At 42.1% G+C, this 24102-nt stretch carries 32 protein-coding genes; 12 read left to right on the forward strand and 20 right to left on the reverse strand.

Annotation, left to right across the window (positions count from 1 at the left end):
* Nucleotides 1-198: 198 nt before the first annotated feature.
* The 4 genes from ACQEXU_RS10100 to ACQEXU_RS10115 form a co-directional block, all read right to left on the reverse strand.
* Nucleotides 199-1203 (reverse strand): LacI family DNA-binding transcriptional regulator, encoded by a 1005-nt coding sequence (locus ACQEXU_RS10100; RefSeq protein ID WP_427010705.1) that lies wholly within the window; start codon nucleotides 1201-1203, stop codon nucleotides 199-201.
* 114 nt (nucleotides 1204-1317) lie between these two features.
* The gene (locus ACQEXU_RS10105) at nucleotides 1318-1932 is read right to left on the reverse strand and encodes an HAD family hydrolase (RefSeq protein ID WP_427010706.1); all 615 of its coding nucleotides are present in this window, start codon (nucleotides 1930-1932) and stop codon (nucleotides 1318-1320) included.
* 246 nt (nucleotides 1933-2178) lie between these two features.
* A complete protein-coding gene (locus ACQEXU_RS10110; RefSeq protein WP_367990257.1) occupies nucleotides 2179-2607 on the reverse strand; it encodes a MarR family winged helix-turn-helix transcriptional regulator in 429 nt (142 codons plus the stop codon).
* Between the two features lie 19 nt (nucleotides 2608-2626).
* The gene (locus ACQEXU_RS10115) at nucleotides 2627-3250 is read right to left on the reverse strand and encodes a cytochrome b/b6 domain-containing protein (RefSeq protein ID WP_427010707.1); all 624 of its coding nucleotides are present in this window, start codon (nucleotides 3248-3250) and stop codon (nucleotides 2627-2629) included.
* 127 nt (nucleotides 3251-3377) lie between these two features.
* Between ACQEXU_RS10115 and ACQEXU_RS10120 the strand changes: the two genes are divergently transcribed.
* Nucleotides 3378-3809, forward strand: coding sequence for a c-type cytochrome (locus ACQEXU_RS10120; protein ID WP_427010708.1), 432 nt, complete (start codon nucleotides 3378-3380; stop codon nucleotides 3807-3809).
* 32 nt (nucleotides 3810-3841) lie between these two features.
* On the forward strand, nucleotides 3842-4510 hold the full coding sequence (locus ACQEXU_RS10125) for a hypothetical protein (RefSeq protein ID WP_427010709.1): 669 nt from the start codon (nucleotides 3842-3844) through the stop codon (nucleotides 4508-4510).
* Nucleotides 4511-4554: 44 nt separating this feature from the next.
* Here ACQEXU_RS10125 and ACQEXU_RS10130 read toward each other — a convergent pair whose 3' ends face one another.
* Together ACQEXU_RS10130 and ACQEXU_RS10135 are read right to left on the reverse strand one after the other, a co-directional pair.
* A complete protein-coding gene (locus ACQEXU_RS10130; RefSeq protein ID WP_367990261.1) occupies nucleotides 4555-4791 on the reverse strand; it encodes a DUF1059 domain-containing protein in 237 nt (78 codons plus the stop codon).
* Nucleotides 4792-4823: 32 nt separating this feature from the next.
* On the reverse strand, nucleotides 4824-5234 hold the full coding sequence (locus ACQEXU_RS10135) for a GFA family protein (protein WP_367990262.1): 411 nt from the start codon (nucleotides 5232-5234) through the stop codon (nucleotides 4824-4826).
* Nucleotides 5235-5364: 130 nt separating this feature from the next.
* Here ACQEXU_RS10135 and ACQEXU_RS10140 point away from each other — a divergent pair, with 130 nt between their 5' ends.
* Entirely contained in the window at nucleotides 5365-5727 is a 363-nt protein-coding gene (locus tag ACQEXU_RS10140) for a winged helix-turn-helix transcriptional regulator (protein ID WP_367990263.1), read from the forward strand.
* A gap of 79 nt (nucleotides 5728-5806) precedes the next feature.
* Nucleotides 5807-6055 carry a hypothetical protein gene (locus ACQEXU_RS10145; protein WP_427010710.1) on the forward strand — a complete coding sequence of 83 codons (249 nt, stop codon included), beginning with the start codon at nucleotides 5807-5809 and terminating at the stop codon, nucleotides 6053-6055.
* A gap of 45 nt (nucleotides 6056-6100) precedes the next feature.
* Here the strand turns inward: ACQEXU_RS10145 and ACQEXU_RS10150 are convergent, their stop codons facing one another.
* Nucleotides 6101-6379, reverse strand: a complete 279-nt coding sequence (locus ACQEXU_RS10150; protein WP_427010711.1) for a hypothetical protein — start codon at nucleotides 6377-6379, stop codon at nucleotides 6101-6103.
* A 125-nt stretch (nucleotides 6380-6504) separates the two neighbouring features.
* Complete coding sequence (gene catB / locus ACQEXU_RS10155) at nucleotides 6505-7131, reverse strand: type B chloramphenicol O-acetyltransferase (RefSeq protein WP_427010712.1); 627 nt, start codon at nucleotides 7129-7131, stop codon at nucleotides 6505-6507.
* A 157-nt stretch (nucleotides 7132-7288) separates the two neighbouring features.
* Here catB and ACQEXU_RS10160 point away from each other — a divergent pair, with 157 nt between their 5' ends.
* From ACQEXU_RS10160 to ACQEXU_RS10170, 3 genes are all read left to right on the forward strand, one after another.
* The gene (locus ACQEXU_RS10160; RefSeq protein ID WP_367990267.1) at nucleotides 7289-7516 is read left to right on the forward strand and encodes a ParD-like family protein; all 228 of its coding nucleotides are present in this window, start codon (nucleotides 7289-7291) and stop codon (nucleotides 7514-7516) included.
* Nucleotides 7506-8291 (forward strand): type I methionyl aminopeptidase, encoded by a 786-nt coding sequence (map, locus tag ACQEXU_RS10165; RefSeq protein WP_427010713.1) that lies wholly within the window; start codon nucleotides 7506-7508, stop codon nucleotides 8289-8291. The genes ACQEXU_RS10160 and map overlap by 11 nt, the downstream gene beginning before the upstream one ends.
* A 109-nt stretch (nucleotides 8292-8400) precedes the next feature.
* Nucleotides 8401-8814: a VF530 family DNA-binding protein gene (locus ACQEXU_RS10170; protein ID WP_367990268.1), complete on the forward strand. Its 414-nt coding sequence runs from the start codon at nucleotides 8401-8403 to the stop codon at nucleotides 8812-8814.
* Between the two features lie 148 nt (nucleotides 8815-8962).
* Here the strand turns inward: ACQEXU_RS10170 and ACQEXU_RS10175 are convergent, their stop codons facing one another.
* From ACQEXU_RS10175 to ACQEXU_RS10195, 5 genes are all read right to left on the reverse strand, one after another.
* Nucleotides 8963-10213, reverse strand: coding sequence for a DEAD/DEAH box helicase (locus tag ACQEXU_RS10175; protein ID WP_427010714.1), 1251 nt, complete (start codon nucleotides 10211-10213; stop codon nucleotides 8963-8965).
* 303 nt (nucleotides 10214-10516) lie between these two features.
* A complete protein-coding gene (locus ACQEXU_RS10180) occupies nucleotides 10517-11782 on the reverse strand; it encodes a RidA family protein (RefSeq protein WP_427010715.1) in 1266 nt (421 codons plus the stop codon).
* 671 nt (nucleotides 11783-12453) lie between these two features.
* The gene (locus tag ACQEXU_RS10185; RefSeq protein ID WP_427010716.1) at nucleotides 12454-13320 is read right to left on the reverse strand and encodes a hypothetical protein; all 867 of its coding nucleotides are present in this window, start codon (nucleotides 13318-13320) and stop codon (nucleotides 12454-12456) included.
* A complete protein-coding gene (locus tag ACQEXU_RS10190; protein WP_427010717.1) occupies nucleotides 13320-15476 on the reverse strand; it encodes an NACHT domain-containing protein in 2157 nt (718 codons plus the stop codon). Before ACQEXU_RS10190 ends, ACQEXU_RS10185 begins: the two co-directional genes overlap by 1 nt.
* A gap of 238 nt (nucleotides 15477-15714) precedes the next feature.
* Entirely contained in the window at nucleotides 15715-16017 is a 303-nt protein-coding gene (locus tag ACQEXU_RS10195) for a hypothetical protein (RefSeq protein ID WP_427010718.1), read from the reverse strand.
* Between the two features lie 401 nt (nucleotides 16018-16418).
* On the opposite strand from ACQEXU_RS10195, the gene ACQEXU_RS10200 reads away from it, so the two are divergent.
* Nucleotides 16419-16757, forward strand: a complete 339-nt coding sequence (locus tag ACQEXU_RS10200) for a cytosolic protein (protein ID WP_367990272.1) — start codon at nucleotides 16419-16421, stop codon at nucleotides 16755-16757.
* Nucleotides 16758-16965: 208 nt separating this feature from the next.
* On the opposite strand, the gene ACQEXU_RS10205 is transcribed toward ACQEXU_RS10200, so the two are convergent.
* The 6 genes from ACQEXU_RS10205 to ACQEXU_RS10230 all read right to left on the reverse strand — a co-directional run bounded on the left by ACQEXU_RS10205 (nucleotide 16966) and on the right by ACQEXU_RS10230 (nucleotide 20506).
* Nucleotides 16966-17208 (reverse strand): hypothetical protein, encoded by a 243-nt coding sequence (locus ACQEXU_RS10205; RefSeq protein ID WP_427010719.1) that lies wholly within the window; start codon nucleotides 17206-17208, stop codon nucleotides 16966-16968.
* 40 nt (nucleotides 17209-17248) lie between these two features.
* Complete coding sequence (locus ACQEXU_RS10210; protein ID WP_005433583.1) at nucleotides 17249-17464, reverse strand: DUF3820 family protein; 216 nt, start codon at nucleotides 17462-17464, stop codon at nucleotides 17249-17251.
* A 14-nt stretch (nucleotides 17465-17478) separates the two neighbouring features.
* Nucleotides 17479-18144 (reverse strand): DUF3313 domain-containing protein, encoded by a 666-nt coding sequence (locus ACQEXU_RS10215; protein ID WP_427010720.1) that lies wholly within the window; start codon nucleotides 18142-18144, stop codon nucleotides 17479-17481.
* A gap of 97 nt (nucleotides 18145-18241) precedes the next feature.
* The gene (locus tag ACQEXU_RS10220; RefSeq protein WP_367990283.1) at nucleotides 18242-18601 is read right to left on the reverse strand and encodes a helix-turn-helix domain-containing protein; all 360 of its coding nucleotides are present in this window, start codon (nucleotides 18599-18601) and stop codon (nucleotides 18242-18244) included.
* Nucleotides 18602-18811: 210 nt separating this feature from the next.
* Nucleotides 18812-19969, reverse strand: a complete 1158-nt coding sequence (locus tag ACQEXU_RS10225; protein ID WP_427010865.1) for a serine hydrolase — start codon at nucleotides 19967-19969, stop codon at nucleotides 18812-18814.
* Nucleotides 19970-20146: 177 nt separating this feature from the next.
* A complete protein-coding gene (locus ACQEXU_RS10230; RefSeq protein ID WP_367990285.1) occupies nucleotides 20147-20506 on the reverse strand; it encodes an NADH:ubiquinone oxidoreductase in 360 nt (119 codons plus the stop codon).
* Nucleotides 20507-20955: 449 nt separating this feature from the next.
* Here ACQEXU_RS10230 and ACQEXU_RS10235 point away from each other — a divergent pair, with 449 nt between their 5' ends.
* Nucleotides 20956-22119, forward strand: coding sequence for a threonine/serine exporter family protein (locus tag ACQEXU_RS10235; RefSeq protein ID WP_427010721.1), 1164 nt, complete (start codon nucleotides 20956-20958; stop codon nucleotides 22117-22119).
* Here the strand turns inward: ACQEXU_RS10235 and ACQEXU_RS10240 are convergent.
* A complete protein-coding gene (locus tag ACQEXU_RS10240; RefSeq protein WP_427010722.1) occupies nucleotides 22103-22378 on the reverse strand; it encodes an alternative ribosome-rescue factor A in 276 nt (91 codons plus the stop codon). The genes ACQEXU_RS10235 and ACQEXU_RS10240 overlap by 17 nt on opposite strands.
* Nucleotides 22379-22710: 332 nt before the next feature.
* Between ACQEXU_RS10240 and ACQEXU_RS10245 the strand changes: the two genes are divergently transcribed.
* The 3 genes from ACQEXU_RS10245 (at nucleotide 22711) to ACQEXU_RS10255 (ending at nucleotide 24066) form a co-directional block, all read left to right on the forward strand.
* On the forward strand, nucleotides 22711-22920 hold the full coding sequence (locus tag ACQEXU_RS10245; RefSeq protein WP_367990288.1) for a cold-shock protein: 210 nt from the start codon (nucleotides 22711-22713) through the stop codon (nucleotides 22918-22920).
* A 74-nt stretch (nucleotides 22921-22994) separates the two neighbouring features.
* A complete protein-coding gene (locus ACQEXU_RS10250) occupies nucleotides 22995-23534 on the forward strand; it encodes a YaeQ family protein (protein ID WP_427010723.1) in 540 nt (179 codons plus the stop codon).
* The gene (locus ACQEXU_RS10255) at nucleotides 23527-24066 is read left to right on the forward strand and encodes a hypothetical protein (protein ID WP_427010724.1); all 540 of its coding nucleotides are present in this window, start codon (nucleotides 23527-23529) and stop codon (nucleotides 24064-24066) included. Before ACQEXU_RS10250 ends, ACQEXU_RS10255 begins: the two co-directional genes overlap by 8 nt.
* The last annotated feature ends 36 nt before the right edge of the window (nucleotides 24067-24102 follow it).

Here is a 24102-nt window from a genome sequence, read left to right on the forward strand (position 1 = left end):
CCAAAATGTAACCGGTTTCAGTAACCGGTTACATATATACAACAGAGAGAATAAAATAACTGACACGAATATAAAATTTGTTACATATGTCTACTTTTTATCCAAAGCGAATTAAATTTATGTCTAGTTGAACAAGAATGAGGATCGAAGAAGAAAGAGAAACGTGCCCTGCAAAGATACAAAGCACTGAGGTTAGATTTAAAGGGAAATTGATTTTGCAGAATCGCGTGGAACCAAGCTGCCTTGGATGACTTCCACTGGAGGAATAGGTTGGCCCTGAATCAATTGCTGAGCAACTTCCATTGCTCGTTCGGTTATAGCTTGGATCGGAAGATCCACGGTTGTCAAAGATGGCGTGACAAAAGCACTGCACGGATCATTATCAATACTGACAATAGACACATCATCAGGGACAACAATGCCCTGCTCTGCGAAAGCTTTAATGCAGCCCACTGCAATATCGTCTGACGCAGTCACAATGGCAGGAGGTAACTCGCCTTCATTGAGCAGAACCTTACCCGCAGCATAACCTTCGATAAAGCCAAAATTACAAGGCACGTGGTTACTTGATACCTTTTGCAAAGCGTAACTCTGGATAGCCGATTGAAACCCAGCTAAACGAGAAACTGATGTAGGTGTTTTAGGCGCAGGACCAACATAAGTGATGGATTGGTGCCCCAATAAAACCAAGTGTTCAACAGCCATAGCCACCGCATGCTGTTGATCAAAACTGACAGAAAATCCCGCAGACTGCGGTAATCGTCGACCCACGTTAACCAAAGGCACATCAATAGATTGGTTAAGCGCTATCACCTGCTCTTCAGAAAGCATTCGGCTATACAAAATAACCACATCGCATTTTTTCTCGACGAGAGAATGCACAGCATGTAGCTCACTTTCTGCTTGATTGTGTCCATCAGCAATCAGCAGCTGTTTACCCATTTGTTCTGCACTCTCGGAAGCTTGTTTGAGCAACAGCCCAAAATAACTCCCCGTAAAGTCAGACAGCACCAGACCAATGCTATTACCACTGCTAGTCGCCAAAGCCTGTGCTACCGAGCTGGGTTTGTAATTCAGCTCCTTCATCACCGATTCGACTAAAAGACGCGTACTCTCTTTGACTTGTCCTGTGCCATTAATCACGCGTGATACTGTTGCTTTGGATACGCCAGCCATGCGAGACACATCTGAAATGGTCGCCATTAATACCTCTTAAACCACAAGAACAAACTGCTGTTTCAATTAAACATACCAGAAAGCTATACTTTTAAAAGTTTATTGGTATCAATGGCTAATGTGGGTCACGTTCACTCAGGGCTAAACCGTGACGCCAAGTTTGTTCAACGCTTGTGTCGCTTGCTGCGCATTTAAAAACTGAATAGCATGAATACCAACTTGTTGAGCCCCTTCAACGTTTGGCAACATATCATCGAAAAAAACCGTTTGTTCTGGGTTTAGATCATATTGCGCAAGTAAGTGATGATAGATCTCTTTTCCCGGTTTTAAACAACCCACTTCAGCAGAAACAATCGCACCATCAAACTCATGCCAAAACTCATAACGCTGCTTAAGAAACGTAACAATTTCATGCACGTTGTCGGTCAACGCATAGACTTTATACCCCTGACTTTTGAGAGTTCTTAAAAGCGCTAATGAACCATAGATAGGGATTAAGCTTTCCTTAACGTAGAAAAACAACGTGTCTAACTCATCTTCAGATAGCCCTAGCTCGATTTGATACTGCTTTTTGACGTCTTCTTCGGTAAATTCTCCACGATTGAGCGCCAACCAAAGTTCATGACCAAAAATCGCTTTAGCTTTTACTTGTACATCAACATCATTACCAAACGTCAATCGCACAATCTCTTCTGGTGCCCAGCGCACCAGCACATTGCCAACATCAAAAACCACATTTTTAATTGGACTAAGCATTGATATGAGTTCCTTTTTGTTTGATTCACTGCCGCTGGTTTCTATAGTTCCATTTTTCGAACACGTTAAGGATGATCACCTTATCAATTTGCTAAACGTTGACACAAAACTGGCCTCATTCTCAGTTTTATCTCGTTCATTATCCTTCTGTGTGCCCATCCATTTCACATGTTAGAGTCAGCCGCACAAACAAAAAAGCCATCACCGAGTCAGTGATGGCTTTTTAAGCTTTATCTGAGCAGACAATCAAATCGCCGCGACCATTTTTTGCAATAGAGCGATCATTTGCTTTTGCTCATCAGGCTCCAATGAGCTCATGAGTTCTTTATTTACCGCGACAGGGATTGGCAATAACACATCCTTCAATTGCTTGCCTTCATCCGTCAAGAATATTCTGAAAGAACGGCGGCTATTTGGGTCATCTTGGCGTATGACTAAACCTAGTTTTTCCAGTTTATCCAATGTTCTGGTTGTCGTTGAACTTTCAACTTTAGATTTGATAGCAATATCTTTCTGTGTTACTCCCTCTTCTTCCCATAAGCACATCATTGTTGGCCATAGGGCGATTGTAAGACCATGTTTTTTTAATTCAGAATCAAACTTCTTTGATGCCTGGTTTGCAATTACATTAATCATCCATCCAAAACTAGTTTGCCTATCAAATGTTACACTCATTAATTCTCATCTAACTCTCTCATGCTATAGCTACGAGAAGTATAGTAACCAATAGAGCTGCCATTAGCACGAAAAGTGCCTTAAGGTTCGAGGCGAAATACAGTGTTTCGCGATCAGACGCTTCATTCTGTACACCAGTAAACATTGCCAGAACAAGTGGTTTAGAACGAAGCTTGTAAACAAGTATCGCGCCAACGTGAATAAGGACTAGAGCAGGGATTATGCGAGCCAAAGCCATATGCATAGATTCAAGCACTGAAAAAATGCTGTCTGTGATGAGTGCATTAATCACTGGAATATTGTCAAGAAAACCCGCGATCGCCATCCCTGAAATACACTGCAACAATAGCGCGGTGATCATCATTACAACCATCCATCCCCCTGCGGGATTATGACCAACGCCCGATGACTCTTTACCACGCAAATAGCGAATAACAGTGGTTGGAGAACGAACAAATTCACGGAATCGACTGGTTTGGCTTCCGGTAACTCCCCAGATCAGTCGCCATAAGACTAACGTAAATATGGCTAAACCAATTTGGACATGAGGCCCATTTCCAGAAAACCCTGAGGCTAACAAAGCAATGCATAAAACAGCTTGAAGCCAATGATAAAGGCGTGTCGCCAAATCCCACACTTTCATATTTCAATACCTATCGGTCATTTTATTTATTACCTCAATCAATTTACACAACAATAGTTGCGTGCGCAACTATTGTTGTGTAAATTAACCTCTGCTCACAAAAGATACCAATAAGAACGAGGATTAAATGAAAAAGTATTTTCTTGGCGTTTTGCTGCTTGCTCCGCTTTGGAGCCAAGCGCAAAACTTCGACTCTCAAATAGAGCAACGTCAGCAAACCTTCAAATCAATTGAGCAGCAAAGTGAACGAGTGGAAAGCTTGCTCGATAATCACGATCTGCAATGGGATGAGATCACCAACGCCAGTGAACAATTAGTCGCACACAGCCAATCCTTATCCGGGTTATTTCCAACAGGGAGTGACTCCAACAGCAAAGCAAAAATTGAAATATGGCAAGACTCTGAAAAGTTTCACAATTTACTCCACCAGATGATTCTGGGCTTCACGCAACTCAATCTTGGCGCTCAAAATCAAAACCAAACCTTGTCACAACAAGGGCTAGAAGCTGCCCAGAAAACATGCCGTAACTGCCACCGAACCTACCGTTCTCGATGGTAACTCTCCACAACAGACACTGAAAAGGAAACACTATGAACAAAGCACTTCAATATTTGCTTGCCAGTACTCTTGCTGCAACATCAGCGTACGCAACAGCAGACGACTTTGGCGTTGAATTAGTTTGGAACACCACAGATGCAGAAGAAGTCTTAAAGGTACTTCCAGAACAAAAAGATGAATTCCACAAACTCGTCAAAAAAGGCGAGATCAAAGATATGTTTTTGGTCAAAAGCAATATCGATGGTAAGCCGGCGCAACTGCTTAAATTTGTCATCACTGGTGATAGCGAGAAAGAAGTAACAGAAAAGCTTCATCGTTTACCGATGTATGAAAAGGAGCTGGTTAAAATCCACAAAATCCAAAACTTAGGTGCAAAATGGCTGGATAATACACCCGTGTATAACAACTATGGCGTGACCTTTACATGGAAAGAAGAGATTGAACCACTGGAAATTGATCGTGTATTAGGTATTGATCTTCAGCGCGTGATCAGCCTTAACCAAGCAGGGCTAGTGACATCAGCCTACATCAACACACAAAAAATGAGTAATGGCGTTGAAAGACCGATATATTCAGTCGCTTTTTTAGCCAAAGATGCACAACACGCTCGCGAGCTAAGCAAACAATTTGAATCTGTCAATTTAGGCTATGCGTCGATCGATGTTCAATACTTGGGCCATAAAGTGAATATCACTGACTAATTAGCCAAAAGCACTGATGGTTTCCATCAGTGCTTTATTGATTTCTAATCGTCTGCCAATGATTCAAATTCATTTTTCTTGCTCTGGAACCAAGCTTGCATTGCTTGTGGGTCTTGCATGAGCTGCTGAATTTTACCCATCGCTTCAAGATGCTTGGCATCTTGTTGTTGGTACATTTCCATACCATGCTGCTTACTCATCTCAACAATTTCTTCGAAAGTGTCTGCGCTAAATGATTTATCGCAAGCTCCTCCAAGCTGTACACATGTCATGGTTTTCATCGTAACCTCCTTGGTCATACTTACAACTAGGTTTAAAGCTCGGGCATCTTGTCAAACTTAGGGAGTTCCTGTGAAAGGTGATCCCATGAAGCTCCGCTGGATGCATAAACCACCATCGACGGTTTAAATAACTCCAAATCATCCAGACTGCCCGCCCTAATAAACTCAAATTCTGACATACCGTTGTTTGACGCGTAGATATGTGAGCCACACTTTGGGCAAAAACCACGTGTAATGGTATTACCACTGTCGGCTTGCTTTTGATGATACGCGAGTTCACCAACAAAACTTAAACTGCCTTTGGGTACCGCTATATTGGCAGTGTGCCCTGTACCACTCAGTTTCTGGCAGTCTTTACACTGACAATACCCTGCCATCACTACAGGTTTCGAGCAGGTATAACGTACTTCCCCGCATAAACATCTTCCCGAGATCCCTTTCATTGTTTACCTCACATTAGGATTGAGTTTAGTCACTTACAAAATTGAAGTTACTAAAGCTTAGTCTTGTCACTTCAATTTCGCAAGTTAGTCGCTTATTATTATTCATTATCAGTACAACATTGAGGTTACCGTGAAGCCTACCAATGACTTTCTGCGCTCTGGTTGCCCTATTGCAAATGGCTTAGACATTTTCGGGGATAAATGGACATTAATCATTCTAAGAGACTTACTCTGTGGTAAAACCACATACAGTGAGCTTGCTAATTCACCTGAAGCGATCCCCACAAACCGTCTCGCAGACAGATTAAAAATGCTTGAACTCAATGGCATGCTGCGTAAAGAGCTGTATCAAACCAAACCTAAGCGATATAAATACCAGCTGACGCCAAAAGGTGAAGACACATTGCCCATCCTTCAAGCAATTTCTCGTTGGGGGAACAAACACATCGAAGGAACTTGGATCCCTCCAGAATGGTTTATGAATGCAAAGTAAGTTCACGTGAACACTTTGATACTTCGCTTAAGCGTGAAATAATCCCCCTATCAAAGTGAACGATGTAAAGTGAATACAGATGAACCATACCAATAATGTAATTGCAACGCTGGAAGAACTTGAGCGCTTCTTGGTCGCCGTAGAAAACGGTGGATTAGGACTAGAAGGCGTCGCTGGCGTTGCGATGGCAACCAACAATGCTGATGGTCGTCATTTTGTCGCCGTATTAGATGACAAGCATCAACTGTTGCTCGCTCGCTGGGTGACCGATGAAATATTCAAATCCGGCCAAGATTTGGTGAAAAACGGCCCGAGAAAGAGCCACTGATAATAAAAAGCCCGCTGTCGCAAGCGGGCTTTTTATTATATTGACTTACGCACTTTGTCGTCGCATTAACTCTTTTCTGTATTCATACTCTCGAAAAAGCCAGCAACCAGAACACAGTAGTGGCAACGTAAGCGTTAGCATAACCAATAATCGCGTATGTTCGTTGATAAAACGGATCATGGGCATCTCACTGCCGAGCGCAAAATACGCAACAATACGTAAAACCGCCACAAACATACTGAATATAAAGATCCTTGAGAGAATGTAACTGAGGAACCCTCTACGACGTGTTAGTGACCATTTATCAAAGTCCTTGGCTTTCATTTGCTTCCCTAGCAATATTGATAAAGTCAATAATACGAGATTATATCTGAGCAAATAAACTTTCTCAGTATTTATATAATTAGCCCTATATTACAAATCCAACCGTCGCAAATTTGAGTATTGTTTCACTTTACCCCTTGCCAGTATTGGTACAAGGCCTCAATATCGCCGGAGGTTAATATAGGCATCGCGTCTTTAAGCGCTTTATCTGACCACTGCCACCATTTCATTTCCAGCAATTGGTTAATTTGCTTCGGTGAAAAGCGATAACGGATATGCTTCGCAGGGTTAGACCCGACAACTTGATAGGGTTCCACGTCTTTCGTCACTACAGCACGACTTGCAATGATCGCCCCATCCCCCACTTTAACGCCGGGCATAATCATCGCTTCAGAACCAATCCACACATCATTTCCAATCACAGTATCACCAACAGGCTGAAAACCATCACGAGCTTGTGAAAACAACTCATCTTGCTGGTAGAAGAAAGGAAACGTACTTACCCAGTCATGTCGATGTCCTTGATTCCCTGCCATCATAAAGACGGCACCGGAACCAATAGAGCAGAAGCTGCCAATGATCAGTTTATCAACGTCATCCCTTTCATCAGACAAATAACGAGCGCAATCATCAAAACCATGCCCATGGTAATAACCCGAGTAATAACTGTAACGGCCCACAATAATATTAGGGTTCGTGACTTGTTCTTTAAGAGATTTGCCCGAGAAAGGGCTTTCAAAGTAGTTGTTCATAGCAAGAAATACCAAAGAAACAGAAACGAATAATAACGGTTATCCATACCAAATGCCTCAACAACATCGGGTTTGGACTCTTATGTTTTTTACATCATTTGACAACTGAAACATTATACATATTATTTATATACGTTTCATATACAATTTATAATTTATGGGTATAGTTAAAATTTCAGATGACCTCCATGAAGAGCTGCGAAAAGCCAGCTCCGTCATGTCTCGATCCATTAATTCTCAAGCAGAGTTTTGGATTAAAATCGGTATGCTCGCAGAGCTGCATCCACAACTCTCCTTTCATGAAATCGTTTCCGACCTGATGAAATCCGCAGATGTTTCACCGACCAACATCACCACAAAAGAGGCACATAATCTTGAGCAATAAGGTAACTATAAAAACCTTAGATGAAGTGGTGTTAATGCGGAACTCAGGGAAACTGCTTGCACGTGTTTTTCACATGTTAGATGACTATATTCGCCCTGGGATATCAACGATGGACATCAACAATCACGTTGAGCATTTCATTGTTAATCAACTCAATGCGCGTCCCGCAAGCAAAGGCCAGTACGGTTACCCATACGTCCTCAACACATCACTAAATGAAGTGATATGTCATGGAATTCCTAAAGTCGACCAAATCCTCAAACCAACGGATATTGTCAATGTTGATATCACGTTGGAAAAAGATGGTTTCATTGCCGATTCAAGCAAAATGTATGTAATGCCGGATGCCTCTCCCTTAGCCAAGCAACTGGTCGATGTGACCTATCAAGCAATGTGGCAAGGGATCAAACAAGTCAAACCCGGGGCGAAATTAGGCGATATTGGTTATGCGATTCAGTCGTTTGCAGAGTCTTATGGTTACAATATTGTTCGGGAATATTGTGGTCATGGTATTGGTCGAGAAATGCACGAATCACCGCAAGTTTTACATTATGGCTTACCAAATACAGGGTTAACGCTCGAAGAAGGCATGATCTTTACGATTGAACCCATGGTGAATCAAGGAACGGCAAAAGTAAAAACAAAGAGGGATGGCTGGACGGTCGTAACCCGCGATAAAAAACTATCAGCACAGTCTGAGCACACTATCTTGGTAACTGAAACCGGATATGAAGTGCTTACCTTAAGAACAGAAGAAATACTATCACTTCGTTAAAAGCAACTTTCTTTGAGAGTTTCTTTTCAACCCATTGCGGCCTAACAATAGATATCTCCGCATTGTATACTTTGCTACACTCCATCCTTTACTGAGTAAGGCCCTTAAAATGATGACTGACGAAGAGAGAATCGAGCTGCAACGAAACAACCCACTACATGGGCTAAAACTAGAAACTATGTTGCAAGAGTTGGTGGATTTTTATGGTTGGGACATTCTCGATACAGCAATGCGCTTTAATTGCTTTAATACCAAGCCATCGATTGCGAGTAGTGTGAAGTATTTAAAGAAAACTGAATGGGCGAGAGAGAAGTTAGAAAACTTTTACCTTTATCGATTTAAGCGTATGCCACGTGCAAGTGCAGAAGAGTACAATTTGCCACCGAGAGCACGCACTTTCCCCCATGGTCTTAAACCAAAAGAGCCAATGGCACTAACGGTTGACTCGATTTTGAAGTCACAGGCAAAAGCGGCATCTGCATTTAAAAACCGCTCACCTCGCGGTCGCTCTCCACGCCGCTAAGACAACACCCTAGATGACAATAGAGCCTAGCTTGAGGGATCAAGCTAGGCTCTATTACGTTTTATAGAAAACGGTGCAAGTGAGCACACCAATTGGATAGCTTATTCCCGACGTTTTCTCTAACTAGACAACTTAAGGCCTGCATACATTACTGATTACGCTTTTTCTTCTTTTTACCAGTACCAGCTGGTTTTGCGCGTGGTTTCATCGGTAAAAAGTAAGCTTCACTTTGGTCGTCTTCTACTTCAAAACCTTCAACTTGCTCACGCTCAAGCTGGAACTTATTTTTCTTTTCTATCACTTTAAAATGGTGATAGTCATCGTAATCGATAAGAGATAATCCCAGACCAACTTCACCAGCACGACCACTTCGTCCAATTCGATGCATATAGTCAGCAGGGCTACGTGGAAGATCAAAGTTGATAACGACCGGCAGTTTTTCGATATCAAGACCGCGCGCTGCAATATCGGTAGCGATAAGGACTTGAATCTCTCCAGATTTAAAACCGTCAAGAACACGAGTACGAGCACCCTGCCCTTTATCACCATGGAAAACCTCGGCCGTAATACCACGTTTCGACAGTTTTTGTGCTAGGTGGTTACAGGCATTTTTGGCATTCACAAAAATCAAAGTCTGTCGCCACTGGTGCTGCTTGATTAAGTGCGCCAGTACGGCAGTCTTTTGGCCTTTATTGACGCTAAACACACGCTGCACCAAAGTACTGGCTTCAGCGCTTTGCAATTGAATTTCAATAGGCGCTTGAAGTAAGTTTTGAGCTAAGTTGGTCACTTTATCAGGGAAGGTGGCAGAAAATAGCAGGGTCTGCTTCTTCTCTGGCAGCAAAGCAAGGATCTTATTCAGTTCTTCCGTAAAGCCGAGACTTAACATGCGATCGGCTTCATCAAGAACAAGTGTTTCTACCTTATCTAACTTAATCGCATTACTAGAGACGAGATCAAGCAATCGACCCGGTGTTGCGACAATGATGTCACACCCACCACGAAGCGCCAGCATTTGCGGGTTCACGGATACACCACCAAACACCGCAACCGTTTTGATCTTATCTCTAAGATGGTAAGAGTAGGACTTAATGTTGTAAGCCACCTGTGATGCCAATTCACGAGTTGGAACTAAAATCAGGTGAGACGCAAAGTTACCACGGCGAGAGTTGGCGGTATCTTGCTGAAGAATCTTTTGCAGAATTGGCAGCGAGAAAGCAGCCGTTTTACCAGACCCGGTATTGGCTCCACCAACCAAATCTCGTCCATCCAATATATGAGGAATGACATAAGATTGAATAGGTGTCGGTTGACTATATTCTAATGCTTCTAGTCGCTCAATTAAGGTTGGCATTAGGCCAAGGTAGGCAAACGTCGCTTGCTGGGTATTATCTGTCATTACGTGAATGGCTCGGTGCTAAGTAAAGGCCGTGTATCTTATGTTATTTAACGCTAGGATGTTAGCGATAATGAGGCAAAAAGAGTCAGTATGAAAATCCCACTCTTTTGAAACAATACAAGCTGTATTGTGAGATTGAATGAGGTAGCTGCGAAAGATCAAAGTGCGTGAGTAACTTTGCAAATTTAGCAAAAGGCAATGACCTGCTCCCGTTCGTTCTAACTTATTTATTGAGAGGATATTCTTGAGAAAGGTAAAGTTTGCCTTATATGCTGATGTTCAGCATATAAGGCAGCAACATTATTATTTTGTTGGAGGCGTGCCTTCAGCATTTGAAACAACCGCATCAATTTGAATCAATGCGCCTGATTGTATCTTTTCAACGCCAATCACTGTTCTTGCCGGGAGTTTGCCATTGAAAAACGTCGTGTATACCTCATCAACCATATTCAGATCAGCCATGTCAGTTAGCTGAATATTGACCTTCACCAAATCATCCATTTCATGACCAATGCTTTCAACGATGGACTTAATGTGTGTTAGACACTGCTTAGCCTGCTCGCCAGTATTCCCTTCAACTAGTTGTCCTGTTTGTGCATCCACAGGAAGCTGAGCTGAGATATGGTTGTAGTGAGAGAAAGCAACAGTTTGCGTGGAAAGCGCACTAATAGGCGCTAAATCCGTATTGTTCGCGCGAATCACAATCCCGTGTCTGTCTTCCACTTCTTGAGGTGGTGTGCCGTCGCCATGAGAAATCACCGCATCTATTTGAACCAGTGCATTCATTGGTAAGCCCGCCGCTTGTGTAACTGTACGCGCTGGAACATACGCAACACTGCGAGCGATCGCCGAGTCAGGGAAGAAAGTCATGTACACTTCATTCACTAGCTCAATATCCGCAAGGTTTCTTACCTGAATGCCCACTTTTACAATGTCATCAAATGGCACATCAATGCTTTCTAGAACAGTCTTTAGGTTGCGCAAACATTGAGCGGTTTGAGCCTTGATTCCACCTTCAACCAAAGCGCCTGTATTAGGATCAATTGGCAACTGCGCAGATAGGTTGTTGTAGTGTGAAAATGCAACCGAATGCGTCGATGTAGTACTCTTAGTTACGCTATCGCAGTTTCTTGCCTGCTTAATCAAAGGACATGGTTCTTGAGGTTGAGTACCTTCTCCATTAGAGATTAAAGCGTCAACCTGAATCAATGCATCATTGTTTGGTAGCTCAGCAACGGCAGATACCGTTTTAGTTGGGAAGTATTCGGTAAAGAACATCGCCATCACTTCGTTTACGGCTTCTGCATCATCAATGTTCTTAAGGAATACATTAACTTTAACCACATCATCCATCACGTGCTCAATACTCTCTACGATAGATTTGATGTTTTCAAAACATTGCTTAGCTTGCGCCTTGATGTCCCCTACCACCAGCTCACCGCTTTTCGGGTCAAGCGGCAGTTGCGCCGAGATGTTGTTGTAGTGGGAGAAAGCAACACTTTGAGTAGAGAGTGAATGGATTGGCGCTAGGTCTGTATTTCGAGATAGCTTGATGATCTTACCGCTCATGATGATAGGTATCCTTATAATAGGTTTGTAGGGTATTTTGATAGTTATTATTTAGGGCTTATCGTTCTAAGAGAGCTGATGGTAATTCAAGGCTATTTCCATGAGTGTGATGAATTTCAAAATTCAATTTCACTAGCAATCTGACACTTTTTGGATAATTAGTCAGGGCAAAACTAAATATCCGAACGATCCAGAATAAACCTCACTATGTTTCTTTAATAAGCGTATTCATCCTCTGAAAATGAATATATAGCATTTAGAATATGCCGTTTATTTAGGATCAGATATTCAAATATGATGGCGGCTTCACAACATACCGATGAAACGACCCGCTCCCTACCAAATCGAGTGCTTTGATACCCGTATTTAATGAATAGATTTGTACTTGAAATATCACAGATACAAAAAAGCCGACTTTACGTCGGCTTTTTAAACAATCTTTCTACATTCACCTTAAAAGCTTAACAACCTCAGCTAAGCCTTGAATCTTTAGCGGTGTACAGAATTTTAGTAGTTCCACTATCTATTTTCTTAGAAGCTTTTTATCAAGTGGCTTTAACAGGGATTATATTTATTGCTGTAACTTACTATTGGACAAAAGCTGGTTAGTTCAATAGCACTAACACAGCCTCGAAAGATTAGAAAAAGTAATTTAAAAACTTGCCGTTAAATCAAGAATATTCTTCGACAAACTCCTCTGGAGTACTACCCAAAATAGTCTCGTTCCGAACAAATATTGTATTGGCAAACCAGACCAGATTTTTTAGAGTCAGAGGGTAGTCAAACCCTTTATTGTACAGTTCGGATATAAGCTCCTCTCTATCAACACGAAAGAACTTTTTTGCCAACTCTATATCCGAATGAAACAACTGATTTATGTCCTCTCCTAGCTCAAAATCTTGAATCCTTAGCCTTAATTTTTGTCGAAGCATAGCTTCCCAATTTTTTTGCTTATAGTGCTTGTATGCTACCTCTTCGAGAATTCGAATCATTGTCCATTCATTCGTCTCCAATGACGCGTACACTCCGTTCAGTTTTCTAGACTCAGTAGAGCTTTGCCGCCAGTCATCTTGAAATTTATACCTTAGGTCGTGCTCCACTTCATGCCAGCCTTCAGATAAAACAGTTCTGATTTGAAGTTCAAACGTATCATCTACACAGTGTGAATTTTTACAATCCAATTCATAATGTGATTCACTAGGTAGCTCATAAACTAAGTTGTAACGAACAGGTTTAAATGTATTGTCATCAAGGTCATCAATACTCGCATCTTTCCTTCTTTCGACATATGTTGCACTCATCGCTTTGTGCACTAATTCAATATCATCAGGGAAATACAAAACAATACGGATACCAATTAGATCTTGGATTTTAGCCCTACCCTGCAAGTACTTAGGCTTGGAGTGTATTTTTTTTGTTAACGAGCGTATATCTTTTGCTCTTGAGAAAATACGGTACATTATTCCTATTCTATTCAATGTATCCGTTATATCTCCTACGATAGCTTTCTCGATCAAAGATGGGAGCATTTTCTTCATTATACTCTCCCTAGCATTTCTTTGATGGTAACAATGCTATTTCTGTTAATTGCAATATATTCTCCATCATTTGCATCTTCTAGGATTTCACGACTTTTCATTCGTTTAATTTCTAACGTGATTTGACGTTTTGTATATCCATGTTGCTGGCATACCTTATAAATGCTCGCCATAGGGATATGCAATCTATCAATTTGTGCAGATCCTATCCGCCAATATCGCTCTAAAATCAATCGAGTTAACTCATCTAGGTCATCAACATCTTCTTGCGGTTTGTACCCCTCTATATCGTTAATAAAGTCATTATTATCAATACAGTTCAAGAAAAGGAATGATTCAGCGCTTGAAAGCTCACCGTCAATACTACACCCATAGAACTTACAGTTAATAAAAGTAATATCTTGCATATTCTTCGCTACGAACTCGATATCAGTAAAAATACAGTCACTAAATGAAATCTCTGTCACTGTGCTTTTCTCGAATAGTTTGTATTGTTGAATATTCAGAGACATTATTGAGCATTGATCGTAGTTTCCAGAACCGATTTCATTGAGCATACTCAATTCATATTTGAATCTATCGGAAGCAGATAAGAACTCACTCATCGGGGCTAAAGAACACCAAAGTTTTGCTCTTTCGATTTCGTGCCTTGGTAAGTATGACAGTACAGCAGGCTCGACAAATCTTTCATCGCTTGCCATCCACTCATCTTCACATCTTAATACACTCTCAGCAATGAAGTTTCCAAATACAAACTCATTAACAAACTCAATTCTTCCTTCCCCTTGATTGCTTCGATCGAAAAAAGCATGGTTTGACAATGTATTGCTAAGAGAATCGATAGAAGGACGTTCACTGGCCTTATATGATTTCCTTGCGCTCTCAAGAATACCAGCACACTTTCCTGATTTAAAAAACTCGATTAGCTTGTCTTTTGACTCAGACGTATAGTTTCGCTCGCACATATCCTCTGCAAGCATGGTTAGAAGAGTACTTTGTTCCTCAGGTGTTATATGTAGGTTTTGACGCTCTTGCTCACGCTCTAACATGCTATTGAAATATCGGCTCACCAAGTCATCTGGTGAGTCACAAAGCTCCTGAAATTTCTCGTCCCCCACAAATCGCAGATATGAGAGCAAAACAGGATTTGACACTTCTTTGAGATTTAAACCAACATCCTCGATTTTTCGCTGTCTTTCTGACCCCAACCAATCTCCTACATCAGGGCGATCAATTCTATAACGTACAAAGTTGAACTGATCATTAAACCTTTCAACCCACTCGCTAAAGGTAGCACCATCAAACATAGCTGACTTTCGGGATGTAATTACGATTTTTGACTGTCCTTGAAGCAATTCACTTATGGTTTCAAGCATTGGTTCAGCATTCTCGTAATCTTCGCTAGATTCAGATTGTTGGGTGTCGGACAACAACTCATCAAATCCATCCAGCACCATTACGATTCGACCATTCTTAAGCTCATACTCAACAATATCGGAGTTTACTTGACTAAATGCTCTATCAACCTCACGTATAAAAACATGGCTAAATATTCTCGCTTGTCGGTCACGGGAAAACTCCGTAAAGAAAGGAATAGGGTTGCACTTATCTGTAATAAGAGTGTTTATAAGTTCGTAGGACGTACATGTTTTACCAAAACCAGCGGGAGCTTCAATAAGCATCAGTTGGGCTGAGTCATCATTTAAACGGGATATGATGTCATCAATAATCTTCGACGATGGATCACTATTTGAATTGACTATGGTGTAGGGTGCATCAATGTAGTGATATGACAAGTCTTCTACTTGGTCAGGATAAGCCAACATTACTGACTCAACATACTCTCTGTATTCACTGCCAATGCGCTTCCGCCAAGCCTCAACATCGAAAAAGCCTTCAAACAAGCCTTCTTCAATATCATTCAATGTAGAATATTCTGTTATCTTCGCAGATACCCCGAGTTCATTGAGACTCTTGATCTTCTTCTCGATCTGCTTTTTATCTTCTGCATCGTTGGCGATTTTCACAATTTCTGCGTTATGAAAGTAGCCAGAACTAAATGTGAATGTAAGATATGAACTATTCGAGTATAGTTTTTTATATTCGAAGCCATACATTCTATACCGTTCAATAACCTGACTGGCGCAAAGTTTCATCTAAGCAACTCTTTTTGTTAGTTTAATTAGCCTGATAATACCACTTTTAAAATGGCTAATCAGATAAGTAAAACACAAATTTTAGTCAACCAATGTTACTCCAACACATCAATAGCATGAGGAAAAGTAAGTCAAACTGTGCGTTGATAAACCTAGAGCTTGATAGATGGCAACACATAATGGGGCAAAAATAAGCCAGCGCGAAATTCGCTGGCTAGGGGGTACGGTGTAGGTTGCTTTATTGCTTTTCGACATAAATCGCTTGTCCACTAACAGTTTGTTCCGAAATTGGTATCAAGTACTGATAGTCTGTGCCTTGTCCTCCTAACATTACTGAGTTGTTACTACCTGTTACACCCAATAAAACCCCATTAGCTCCAAGTTTCGCTGCCTGTTTTTTCAGCTCTTCAACTGCATAGTCAATTGAATCTTGCTTTGTTAAACCGGCATCACTTGAAGCATTTACCAAAGCGATTGTGTCATATGATTTTGGTGGTTCGATATAGAGGCGTACTTTTTCTGGTGCAATAGGTTCTCTCACTTCTCCCACCAAAATTGAAGACCCCGAAGCACATCCAGCGAGAAATAGGATGAACGCGAATAAAAGTGACTTACAGATTCTCATTGTTAACTACTGATATACGATTAATTGAACAAGCCATTATACAGTCTATAGCCAGCATCATGAGAAAAAGTATCGATAACCCCTGCTCTTAATAAGGGATGCTTAATCGGCTAAAACATGGAACGGGGCACTTTCGCGCTAGAAAGTGCCACGGGTAAACATTAACTGGATGAAGATTCTGGACAAAAACGGATTTCCAGTTGGTCTAGTGAATCTCCGTAAATGACACAGACTTACCGCCTATAGCAACTAAATTTCTACTACGTTATGCGTTTGATAGTGATAGAATCTCCGCATCAGAATTATCGAGAAACTCTATGTTTATCCATCATGTCAACGGCATCGACTGGCTGGTGATTACCGCTTTTGAAGAACTGAAACCTATATTTATCGAAGACGCTGGTGCGATCCCTTCTTGCTTCTCTAGCGCTAGCGAATTGAGCCTGATTGATCAAGCCAAGCGCACTTACGGATATTTGCCTCCGCTCAGCGGCGTAATTACCGATACCGGCACTTTTCAAAGCAAAGATAACGAAGAAGATTTGAACCCACAGCTTGCCTGCCTAGTTGAGGGGCGTGGTCGGGTGTTTATCTATCACGGCGGTTTTGTAGCATTTGTGGATGATGAACAAACCTTTATTACCCGAATGGACTGAAAATTATTAGGTTAGTTGAAATCGGCCAATTGAATGGATCTTGTTCCACGCTTCAATAACAAAAACAATGCTGCGGTTAGCCGGCAAGCTGTACTCCTAGCAAGGAATGGGATAAAAAAGAGTCAGCCTGATGATCTGACTCTTTTAAATGAAAACACATGGCGTTGTCGAAGAGACTAAGGATGCTTTGGTCGGTTGCAGTCGCTGATTACTTGGATTGGTGCCCCGTCTTCTTCGCAAACTTTTGCATCGCCTCGGCGAACGTTGTTGTCCCGCCTTTAGCTTGAACTTGTACTACCTTATAGCCCATCTTTTCTAGCGCTTGACGTTCTGCCAAAACAGCTTTGTCATCTTGCTGACTACCTAGGGCAGGCTGGTGAATGTAACACCCTTCTAGTTGACCATCTTCGACCAGTTGGTGGTGTTTCAGTGCATTGATATCAAAATTCATAGTAAGTCTTTTATTATAAATGGGACGCTTCTGCGGCAGGTTACATTCGCTTTAACGGCTTAACAACGCTATCAAGCCCTTCTATTTTTAGTGCAAGGCAGAGTTTAAGTAGCTCACCTAGCTCCCCTTCTGGGAAGCCTTTCTTATCGAACCACAGTAAATACTCTTCGGGTAGGTCGATCAGCACTCTTCCTGCATATTTACCAAAAGGCATCTGCATGCGCGCAAGCTTGATTAGGTTTTCTTTTTCTAACATCGTTTCTCTATGATTTAAGGCCGTTGCCACCCTTGTAGAGTAACACCCAAACGCTCAATCCAATAGTTGATCGCATCTTTTGCATCGTCTAATGCATCCACCATCGTTGAAAAATCTTTGTTTCCGGTCTGACGGTCAATCGCAGCAAACAATGGACTCCCCGTTTGAGCGTCGCTTACCAACAGTTCCAAACTTGCCGAACCAACATTCGTATGCTCACCAGTCGTGACTTTTGAGATGGTAGAAATAGCTAATCCCACAGGCAAAACACTGCTGGTGACTGCAAGAATTGGATTTGGTGTCTCAACATTACTTAACGCAAGACTAAGACGTAATGTCTTTCCTGTGGGTTGAGTAACGATCGGTTTATAGGCTGAGAGTTTGGCTTTAAGCTGGTTAACCGTATATGTGGTAAGTTCTTGAATGTCGTCATTGTCGATGGTGCCTTCTTCAGCCACAACCACCACTTGATCAATGATCAACGAGTCGTATTGCTTTATTTTGTCCCGGAGTCGCGCCTTGTCACGAAGGTCTTCCCGAGCCCAGACCAAATCCACACCACCGTCAGGGCCTGCGCTAAAGTCTTCGTAGTTAGTGAACGATGTTGCCTGTTGCGTTATGGGACTTGCACATCCAACAAGAAACATGGTGATAAGAAAAAGAAGAAATCGTGTTTTCATGGCATAAAAAAGCATTCTGATCCGAACAAACCAGAATGCTATACCATATAATTATTGTTGTCTATTTTACAGCATCAATCATTGATGCTTTTAATGTTTAGGCGTCTTGAGGATCAATGGTGTGTGCGTATTCAACAACCACTTGGTTGCCTTCAATATAAGCGCGTTGGATTTCACCATCGACACTCATGCGACTTTCTAGAAACACGACTCGTGGCGCACCAGTACTGCTCGCTTTTAACGATGGCAGTAATTGTTGTGGTTCAACATGAAGTAAACGACAAAACTGAGAAATAAAAGACATGGTCAGTGGCTTAGAGCCACGTAATAGCTCTGAAAACTCGATTTGGCTTACACCAAGCTTTTTAGCGAATTCCATTTGGGTAATTCGCATTTTCGCTTTTTGAGACATCCAAGTTCGGTGCAGCGCGTCTCTATCTTCTTGTGTAAACTCCATTCGTTTCCCTCATATATCAATGATGGCCATAATTTTGAGGTAATGACGGTTAGGGATGTCAGCTAACGGTGAGTTTTAGTTTAGGGTTTTGCCACACACTGACATCTGACGTGAGCCTTTACAGTCAAGGGGCTCCGGGACGAGACAAACCGCGATAAAAAAGCGGACACCCTTGGGTATCCGCTCTGATATTTTCAATTTTAGTGTATGTTAGAACCAGCTAAGTAGTAGCCGCTTGAACCAGTCGATCAATCGTTTAAATACACCACCTTCGTCAACTTGTTCAAGTGCGACAAGCTGCTTTGAGCCGACTTCAGTATCGTCAATGCTGTAGATGACTTTACCTAACACATCTCCTTGCTTGATTGGAGCAACCAATTCTTGTGAGTACTCCACTTCCGCTTTGAGCTTTTTAACGTCTCCTTTTGGTAGTGTGAGATAGACATCATCAGCCACACCGACACTCAACTCGTCTTTATCTCCCATCCAGACTCGCGCTTGAGCAATCTCCTGCTCCGCTTTTGTCGGCGAAATGGTTTCGAAGAAACGGAAACCATAACTCAGCAGTTGCTTGCTCTCAGACTCCCGACTTTTTGTACTGCTAGATCCCATAACGACCGAAATCAAACGCATGTTTCCGCTGGTCGCTGAAGTTGCAAGACTGTATCCAGCCCCACTGGTATAGCCGGTTTTCATACCATCGACGTTCATGCTGCGGTCACGTAGCAGCCCATTGCGGTTGTATTGAGTGATCCCATTGAAGGTATAAGAGGTTTCACTATAGAGAGGGTAAATGTCAGGTAAGTCTCGAATAATGGCCTGACTTAACTTAGCGATATCGTAAGGGGTGGAATACAGGCCATCACTATCTAGACCATGTGGATTGGTAAAGGCACTGTTTGCTAAACCAAGCTTGTCAGCCCATGAGTTCATTAAGCTTACGAATGCCCCTTCACTCCCAGCGACATGCTCAGCAATTGCGACACTCGCATCATTACCAGACTGAACAATCAACCCACGGTATAGCTCCATTAAACCAACTTTTTTACCCACCTCAATAAACATTTTGGAAGAGTCTGGAAAGTTTTTGGCCCATGCATTTTTGCTGATCAGCACGTTATCATCCAAGCTGATATTGCCGCTGTTCACCTCTTGCCCCGCAACATAAGCGGTCATCAATTTGGTTAAGCTGGCTGGGTTCAGTTTTTTGTCAGCGTTTTTGTTTACCAACACTTGGCCTGTATGGTAATCCATCAGCACATAACCTTTCGCGCCAATGGCTGGAGGATCAGGAATGATTGTTGGCGCAGAAACTGCTGCAAAAGAAATAGCTAAAGAAGACAGCACGAATGTGCGAGTAAAAATCATATTTCTCATAAGTCGCCTACCGTTAGACACAACTTCATTGAGTATAATCAAACCGCTTAGCTTTTCAGGAGGCTTGTAACCATTCGTTACGTTTAATCGATTTTTGTCGCAAAGGGGTGCTCCAAAGCACAAAAAAACCGGCTAACGTTAGCCGGTTCTCTTAAATTCACTGCGCGATTAAGCAATCGCTTCGGTATTTTTAGGTTTTGGAGTGATGCTGTCTCGGTAACTGAACCACAGGTAAGTGATTGCAATAGAGAAGTACAAGTAAGACAGCGCAAAAATGATAGGTGAAGTGATCAAGTCAGCTGACATACTCCAACTTACGCCTGCAACGGTAATCACCAACTTAGATAGCATTCCACAAATCAAAAGAAACAGCGCGAGCTGTGGGAATCGAGTTGAGCGAAACGCAAACCAGTAGCAGCTACCAACCGCTAATGCAGAAATTGAAAGACCCAGCATGAAAGAATGAAGATGATCGGCAGACGCAACACCAGCTGATAGTGATGTCATAAGCAATAGAAATAGTTTCATCGTACACCTCGCTTTTAAAACTTAGAAAAAGCTTCCTTTCATTTTTGAAAACTCATTTTTCATACATTTTCGTCTTTTTAAATTAGATTTCAAGCCCAAATTTTGCACAAAAACAGAACAAAAAGTGACCGAAAGATTATTGTAAATAAAAGGTTAATGTTTGTTACTACCAACTTTCTTAACTCACAAGGATTTACCCATTATTAGGCATAAAAACGAGTGCAATTTGTACATATTTGTAACAAGAAATATTTTTCTGAATCTAATTGTTTTTGTGATACCGAACGGCCGTACAAGGTAAACCTGACAGAAAAAGACTACAGCGCAAACTAAGTTTTCACTTCATAAACGAACTAGCGTGACCTTTCCCACTATTCATTCATCACTCACTCGCCAACCCATAACCACTTTGATAACGTCGCGCTAATTAATTTAACCAATGACAAACCATGACTTCACAATATCGCATCAGTAAAATCGTAGAGATTGGCGATACACTCCACCGCAGCGGGTGCGCACCGTACAAATTAGAGAAATACACGCAGTATTACGCCCGTAAACACGGTGTCGATGTGATGGTTCAAGCCACCCCCACCACCGTCAACTACCAATTCCCAGATGACAATAATACGGTTGTGATGCGGCGTCATAGCCCGCCGTCGATCAACCTCAGTTTGCTCGCAAACACCATCATACGAATCAACCAACCGAGTAGTGAGCCCATTCCAGAGCCCATACGCTACCCGAAATGGATCACCGCTTTTGCAAACATGGCAATTCCTGCGTCATACCTGATGTTGGTTGGCAGTACGCTTGAAGCTGTTTTAATCTCTTGCTTACTTGGATTCATTGTCTGGGGGTGCCAGCAGCTATGTCGAGGCCGACGCTCTATTGCCGTCGAATTCATAGCTGCCTTACTTACCGGCATTCTGGTGGCTTTCTTTGCCAGCGCAAACCACGAGATCCCCATTTGGGCGTTATGCATTGCCTCGGTGATCTTATTTGTTCCAGGATTGTCGATCGCCAACTCGCTTGAATGCCTTGCATTTAATGATTTGGTCTCGGGAACCAGCTTGCTTGGTCAAAGTGCACTAACGCTGATCAAGTTGTTTGTTGGCATCGTTATGGGGCTTAGTATTGGTGAGGCGGTATGGGGCTCTGCCACCTCGTCTGACTACATGAATGAAGTGCCGTTGTGGCTCCATATCTGCAGCCTGTTTCTGCTTTCAGTCTCTTTAAGCATCATTTTTAATGCACGACCTATCGATATTCTTCTTGGGTTACCGGTTGCGGCATTGGGGATGTGGGGGCCTTTTTATTTGGGTTTTGATAGTGGTTGGGTTGTTGGTACATGGGTTACCACGGTATTGATCACTCTCTATGGAACATGGATAGCGAAGAAAGTGGAGCTCACAGGCGCTATCTACATAGTTCAAGGGATCATTATCCTCGTTCCCGGTAGCCGCGTGTTAGTCAGTGCAAGCCAATCGTTGTTTGAACAATCTGTATTGCCCATTCCTAGTATTGGTTTGTCTGCGCTCTTTATGTTTTCAGCAATCGTGGCTGGGCAAATAACCGCCTACTCGATTTATTCACCTAAAATTGAGCATTAACATTTAAAGCATATGAAAAAGCCCTATTCAAAAACAGCGAGGTTGCTACCTTTGAATAGGGCTCTTTGCCCTTATGCTTCATCTTGCGTGTAAAACTCCCTTTTCCCTTCTTCGATTTCTCTACTTTTGATTGAAACAGCTTGCTGGTCACCAAAGCTTTAAGCATATTGTCGTTTATTTGACCTCTTCCGCTTTCGACCGAATATTTTTTTTCTTGATTGGGTTCATCCACCTCAACCATACATTTTCTTTTACTCATAATTTACCTTTTTATATGTAACGCCTTGTCACAACAGGGCTATTGTACACTGATGACCATAAGATTACAGAGGCATCATGTACTTTAAGAAACGTTATCTAACGCAAATATCTGAAAGAAATTATTTTTCTCTGACTTAACAGGATTTATTTTCGTTGACTTAGTAAAATGTCCATCTACACTGTAGGGCAGCTAGAAAACGGGTTCTTTGTTTATCTCGCCGTTTCGTTGAATACCATTTCTTCTAAACGCCGTACGCAATAGCAATTTCCTTTTCCACGCTATCCGTGCCGATGAGGCGTAATATTTATTTTTATCCAAGGATATACACAATGTCTAACACTGTTACTGGTACAGTTAAATGGTTCAACGAAACTAAAGGTTTTGGTTTTATTCAACAAGAAAACGGTCCTGACGTATTCGCTCACTTCAGCGCAATCACTGGCGACGGTTTCCGTACTCTAGTTGAAGGCCAAAAAGTAGAGTTCTCTATCTCTCAAGGTCAAAAAGGCCCTCAAGCTGAAAACATCAAAGTTCTATAATTTCTTTTAGAACAAGATTTTTTAGAAATAGCCAGCAATCGCTGGCTATTTTTTTGTTTGGATAGAGACTCCCTATGGCACTCAAACCGACGATATTTAAATTCCGCATTGCACTCTCTGATACCAATCGTGACTATTACGACACGGTTAACCTGACCATTGCGCAGCATCCATCAGAGAACTTACCTCGCATGATAGCGCGTGTTTTAGCCTTTTGCTTAAACGCCCAAGAAGGACTGACCTTTACCAAAGGCCTATCTAACATCGACGAACCCGATATCTGGCGTCAGTCGTTAGACGGACAAACCGAGTTATGGATAGAGGTGGGTGAACCTGCTGTTGATCGCATTAAAAAAGCCTGCCGCCAAGCAAAGTCCGTTAAGGTATACAGCTTCAACTCCAAATCCAACGTATGGTGGGAGCAAACCAAGAATAAAGTCACACAATACCCCGTAGAAATTGTCCGCTTTCCTTGGGAACCGATAGAAGAGCTGGCGAACAACTTAGTCAGAACGATGGAGCTTTCCATCATGTTGACTGGAACAAGCCTCTTTATTGACTCAGAAAGTGGCTCAACTGAAGTTTGTTGGGAGACATTACAAAGCAATGAGTAAACTGGCTTCAGCATTTGAACAAGTAAGTATCCAGCAGCTCGAAGTCATCTCCCAACATCAAAGCCATTGGGTGGCGTTTTGTGACGAGAATGAGGCGCTATTTAATAAGGTCATCGAAAACAAACCAGAGACGCCGATACATCATCATCTGCTTGGTATTTTGACTAAAGCGCATATTGAAAGCCAATCGGCTCTTGAACACAACCAAGTATCCACTCAAGCCATGCAACAGGTTTTTGAACAAAACTTAGGCCACGAGCACGCTAAGCGCTTTGAGAACCAAGGCTACAACCAACTGTTGCTTATCACGCATGTATGGCTGTATATGCAAGGTTATTTGCGAATGGACTTTTCATTGGCTAATGATCATGCCCAACAAACCGCAACGTTGATGACCTCGATTTCAAAACTCGACTCGGAGCATATCCGTACTCAGTTCTTATCGAGCTTCTATACTGGCGCAAATGCATCGCCTCAGGCCCCCAAAAAAGGCGGCCTACTTGCAGCAATAAAAACCTACTTTAAATGGTAAGGCTCCTTGTCAGGAGCCTTTTAAGATTGCTAGAGC

Origin of the sequence: Vibrio sp. TRT 21S02, from assembly GCF_050113675.1 — a bacterium.
GTDB lineage: Bacteria > Pseudomonadota > Gammaproteobacteria > Enterobacterales > Vibrionaceae > Vibrio.

Bases quoted from the DNA above. Each gene is read 5' to 3' on its own strand.
- ACQEXU_RS10190 (WP_427010717.1), bottom strand. From the start codon at position 15,476: ATGAAACTTTGCGCCAGTCAGGTTATTGAACGGTATAGAATGTATGGC.
- ACQEXU_RS10215 (WP_427010720.1), bottom strand. From the start codon at position 18,144: ATGAAAACACGATTTCTTCTTTTTCTTATCACCATGTTTCTTGTTGGA.
- ACQEXU_RS10115 (WP_427010707.1), bottom strand. From the start codon at position 3,250: ATGAAAGTGTGGGATTTGGCGACACGCCTTTATCATTGGCTTCAAGCT.
- ACQEXU_RS10185 (WP_427010716.1), bottom strand. From the start codon at position 13,320: ATGAAGAAAATGCTCCCATCTTTGATCGAGAAAGCTATCGTAGGAGAT.
- ACQEXU_RS10230 (WP_367990285.1), bottom strand. From the start codon at position 20,506: ATGAAACTATTTCTATTGCTTATGACATCACTATCAGCTGGTGTTGCG.
- ACQEXU_RS10235 (WP_427010721.1), top strand. From the start codon at position 20,956: ATGACTTCACAATATCGCATCAGTAAAATCGTAGAGATTGGCGATACA.
- ACQEXU_RS10250 (WP_427010723.1), top strand. From the start codon at position 22,995: ATGGCACTCAAACCGACGATATTTAAATTCCGCATTGCACTCTCTGAT.
- ACQEXU_RS10225 (WP_427010865.1), bottom strand. From the start codon at position 19,969: ATGATTTTTACTCGCACATTCGTGCTGTCTTCTTTAGCTATTTCTTTT.
- ACQEXU_RS10200 (WP_367990272.1), top strand. From the start codon at position 16,419: ATGTTTATCCATCATGTCAACGGCATCGACTGGCTGGTGATTACCGCT.
- ACQEXU_RS10210 (WP_005433583.1), bottom strand. From the start codon at position 17,464: ATGTTAGAAAAAGAAAACCTAATCAAGCTTGCGCGCATGCAGATGCCT.
- ACQEXU_RS10145 (WP_427010710.1), top strand. From the start codon at position 5,807: ATGAACCATACCAATAATGTAATTGCAACGCTGGAAGAACTTGAGCGC.
- ACQEXU_RS10170 (WP_367990268.1), top strand. From the start codon at position 8,401: ATGATGACTGACGAAGAGAGAATCGAGCTGCAACGAAACAACCCACTA.
- ACQEXU_RS10130 (WP_367990261.1), bottom strand. From the start codon at position 4,791: ATGAAAACCATGACATGTGTACAGCTTGGAGGAGCTTGCGATAAATCA.
- ACQEXU_RS10175 (WP_427010714.1), bottom strand. From the start codon at position 10,213: ATGACAGATAATACCCAGCAAGCGACGTTTGCCTACCTTGGCCTAATG.
- ACQEXU_RS10220 (WP_367990283.1), bottom strand. From the start codon at position 18,601: ATGGAGTTTACACAAGAAGATAGAGACGCGCTGCACCGAACTTGGATG.
- ACQEXU_RS10110 (WP_367990257.1), bottom strand. From the start codon at position 2,607: ATGAGTGTAACATTTGATAGGCAAACTAGTTTTGGATGGATGATTAAT.
- ACQEXU_RS10180 (WP_427010715.1), bottom strand. From the start codon at position 11,782: ATGAGCGGTAAGATCATCAAGCTATCTCGAAATACAGACCTAGCGCCA.
- ACQEXU_RS10160 (WP_367990267.1), top strand. From the start codon at position 7,289: ATGGGTATAGTTAAAATTTCAGATGACCTCCATGAAGAGCTGCGAAAA.
- ACQEXU_RS10245 (WP_367990288.1), top strand. From the start codon at position 22,711: ATGTCTAACACTGTTACTGGTACAGTTAAATGGTTCAACGAAACTAAA.
- ACQEXU_RS10125 (WP_427010709.1), top strand. From the start codon at position 3,842: ATGAACAAAGCACTTCAATATTTGCTTGCCAGTACTCTTGCTGCAACA.
- ACQEXU_RS10205 (WP_427010719.1), bottom strand. From the start codon at position 17,208: ATGAATTTTGATATCAATGCACTGAAACACCACCAACTGGTCGAAGAT.
- ACQEXU_RS10105 (WP_427010706.1), bottom strand. From the start codon at position 1,932: ATGCTTAGTCCAATTAAAAATGTGGTTTTTGATGTTGGCAATGTGCTG.
- catB (WP_427010712.1), bottom strand. From the start codon at position 7,131: ATGAACAACTACTTTGAAAGCCCTTTCTCGGGCAAATCTCTTAAAGAA.
- ACQEXU_RS10240 (WP_427010722.1), bottom strand. From the start codon at position 22,378: ATGAGTAAAAGAAAATGTATGGTTGAGGTGGATGAACCCAATCAAGAA.
- ACQEXU_RS10150 (WP_427010711.1), bottom strand. From the start codon at position 6,379: ATGAAAGCCAAGGACTTTGATAAATGGTCACTAACACGTCGTAGAGGG.
- ACQEXU_RS10135 (WP_367990262.1), bottom strand. From the start codon at position 5,234: ATGAAAGGGATCTCGGGAAGATGTTTATGCGGGGAAGTACGTTATACC.
- ACQEXU_RS10120 (WP_427010708.1), top strand. From the start codon at position 3,378: ATGAAAAAGTATTTTCTTGGCGTTTTGCTGCTTGCTCCGCTTTGGAGC.
- ACQEXU_RS10100 (WP_427010705.1), bottom strand. From the start codon at position 1,203: ATGGCGACCATTTCAGATGTGTCTCGCATGGCTGGCGTATCCAAAGCA.
- ACQEXU_RS10255 (WP_427010724.1), top strand. From the start codon at position 23,527: ATGAGTAAACTGGCTTCAGCATTTGAACAAGTAAGTATCCAGCAGCTC.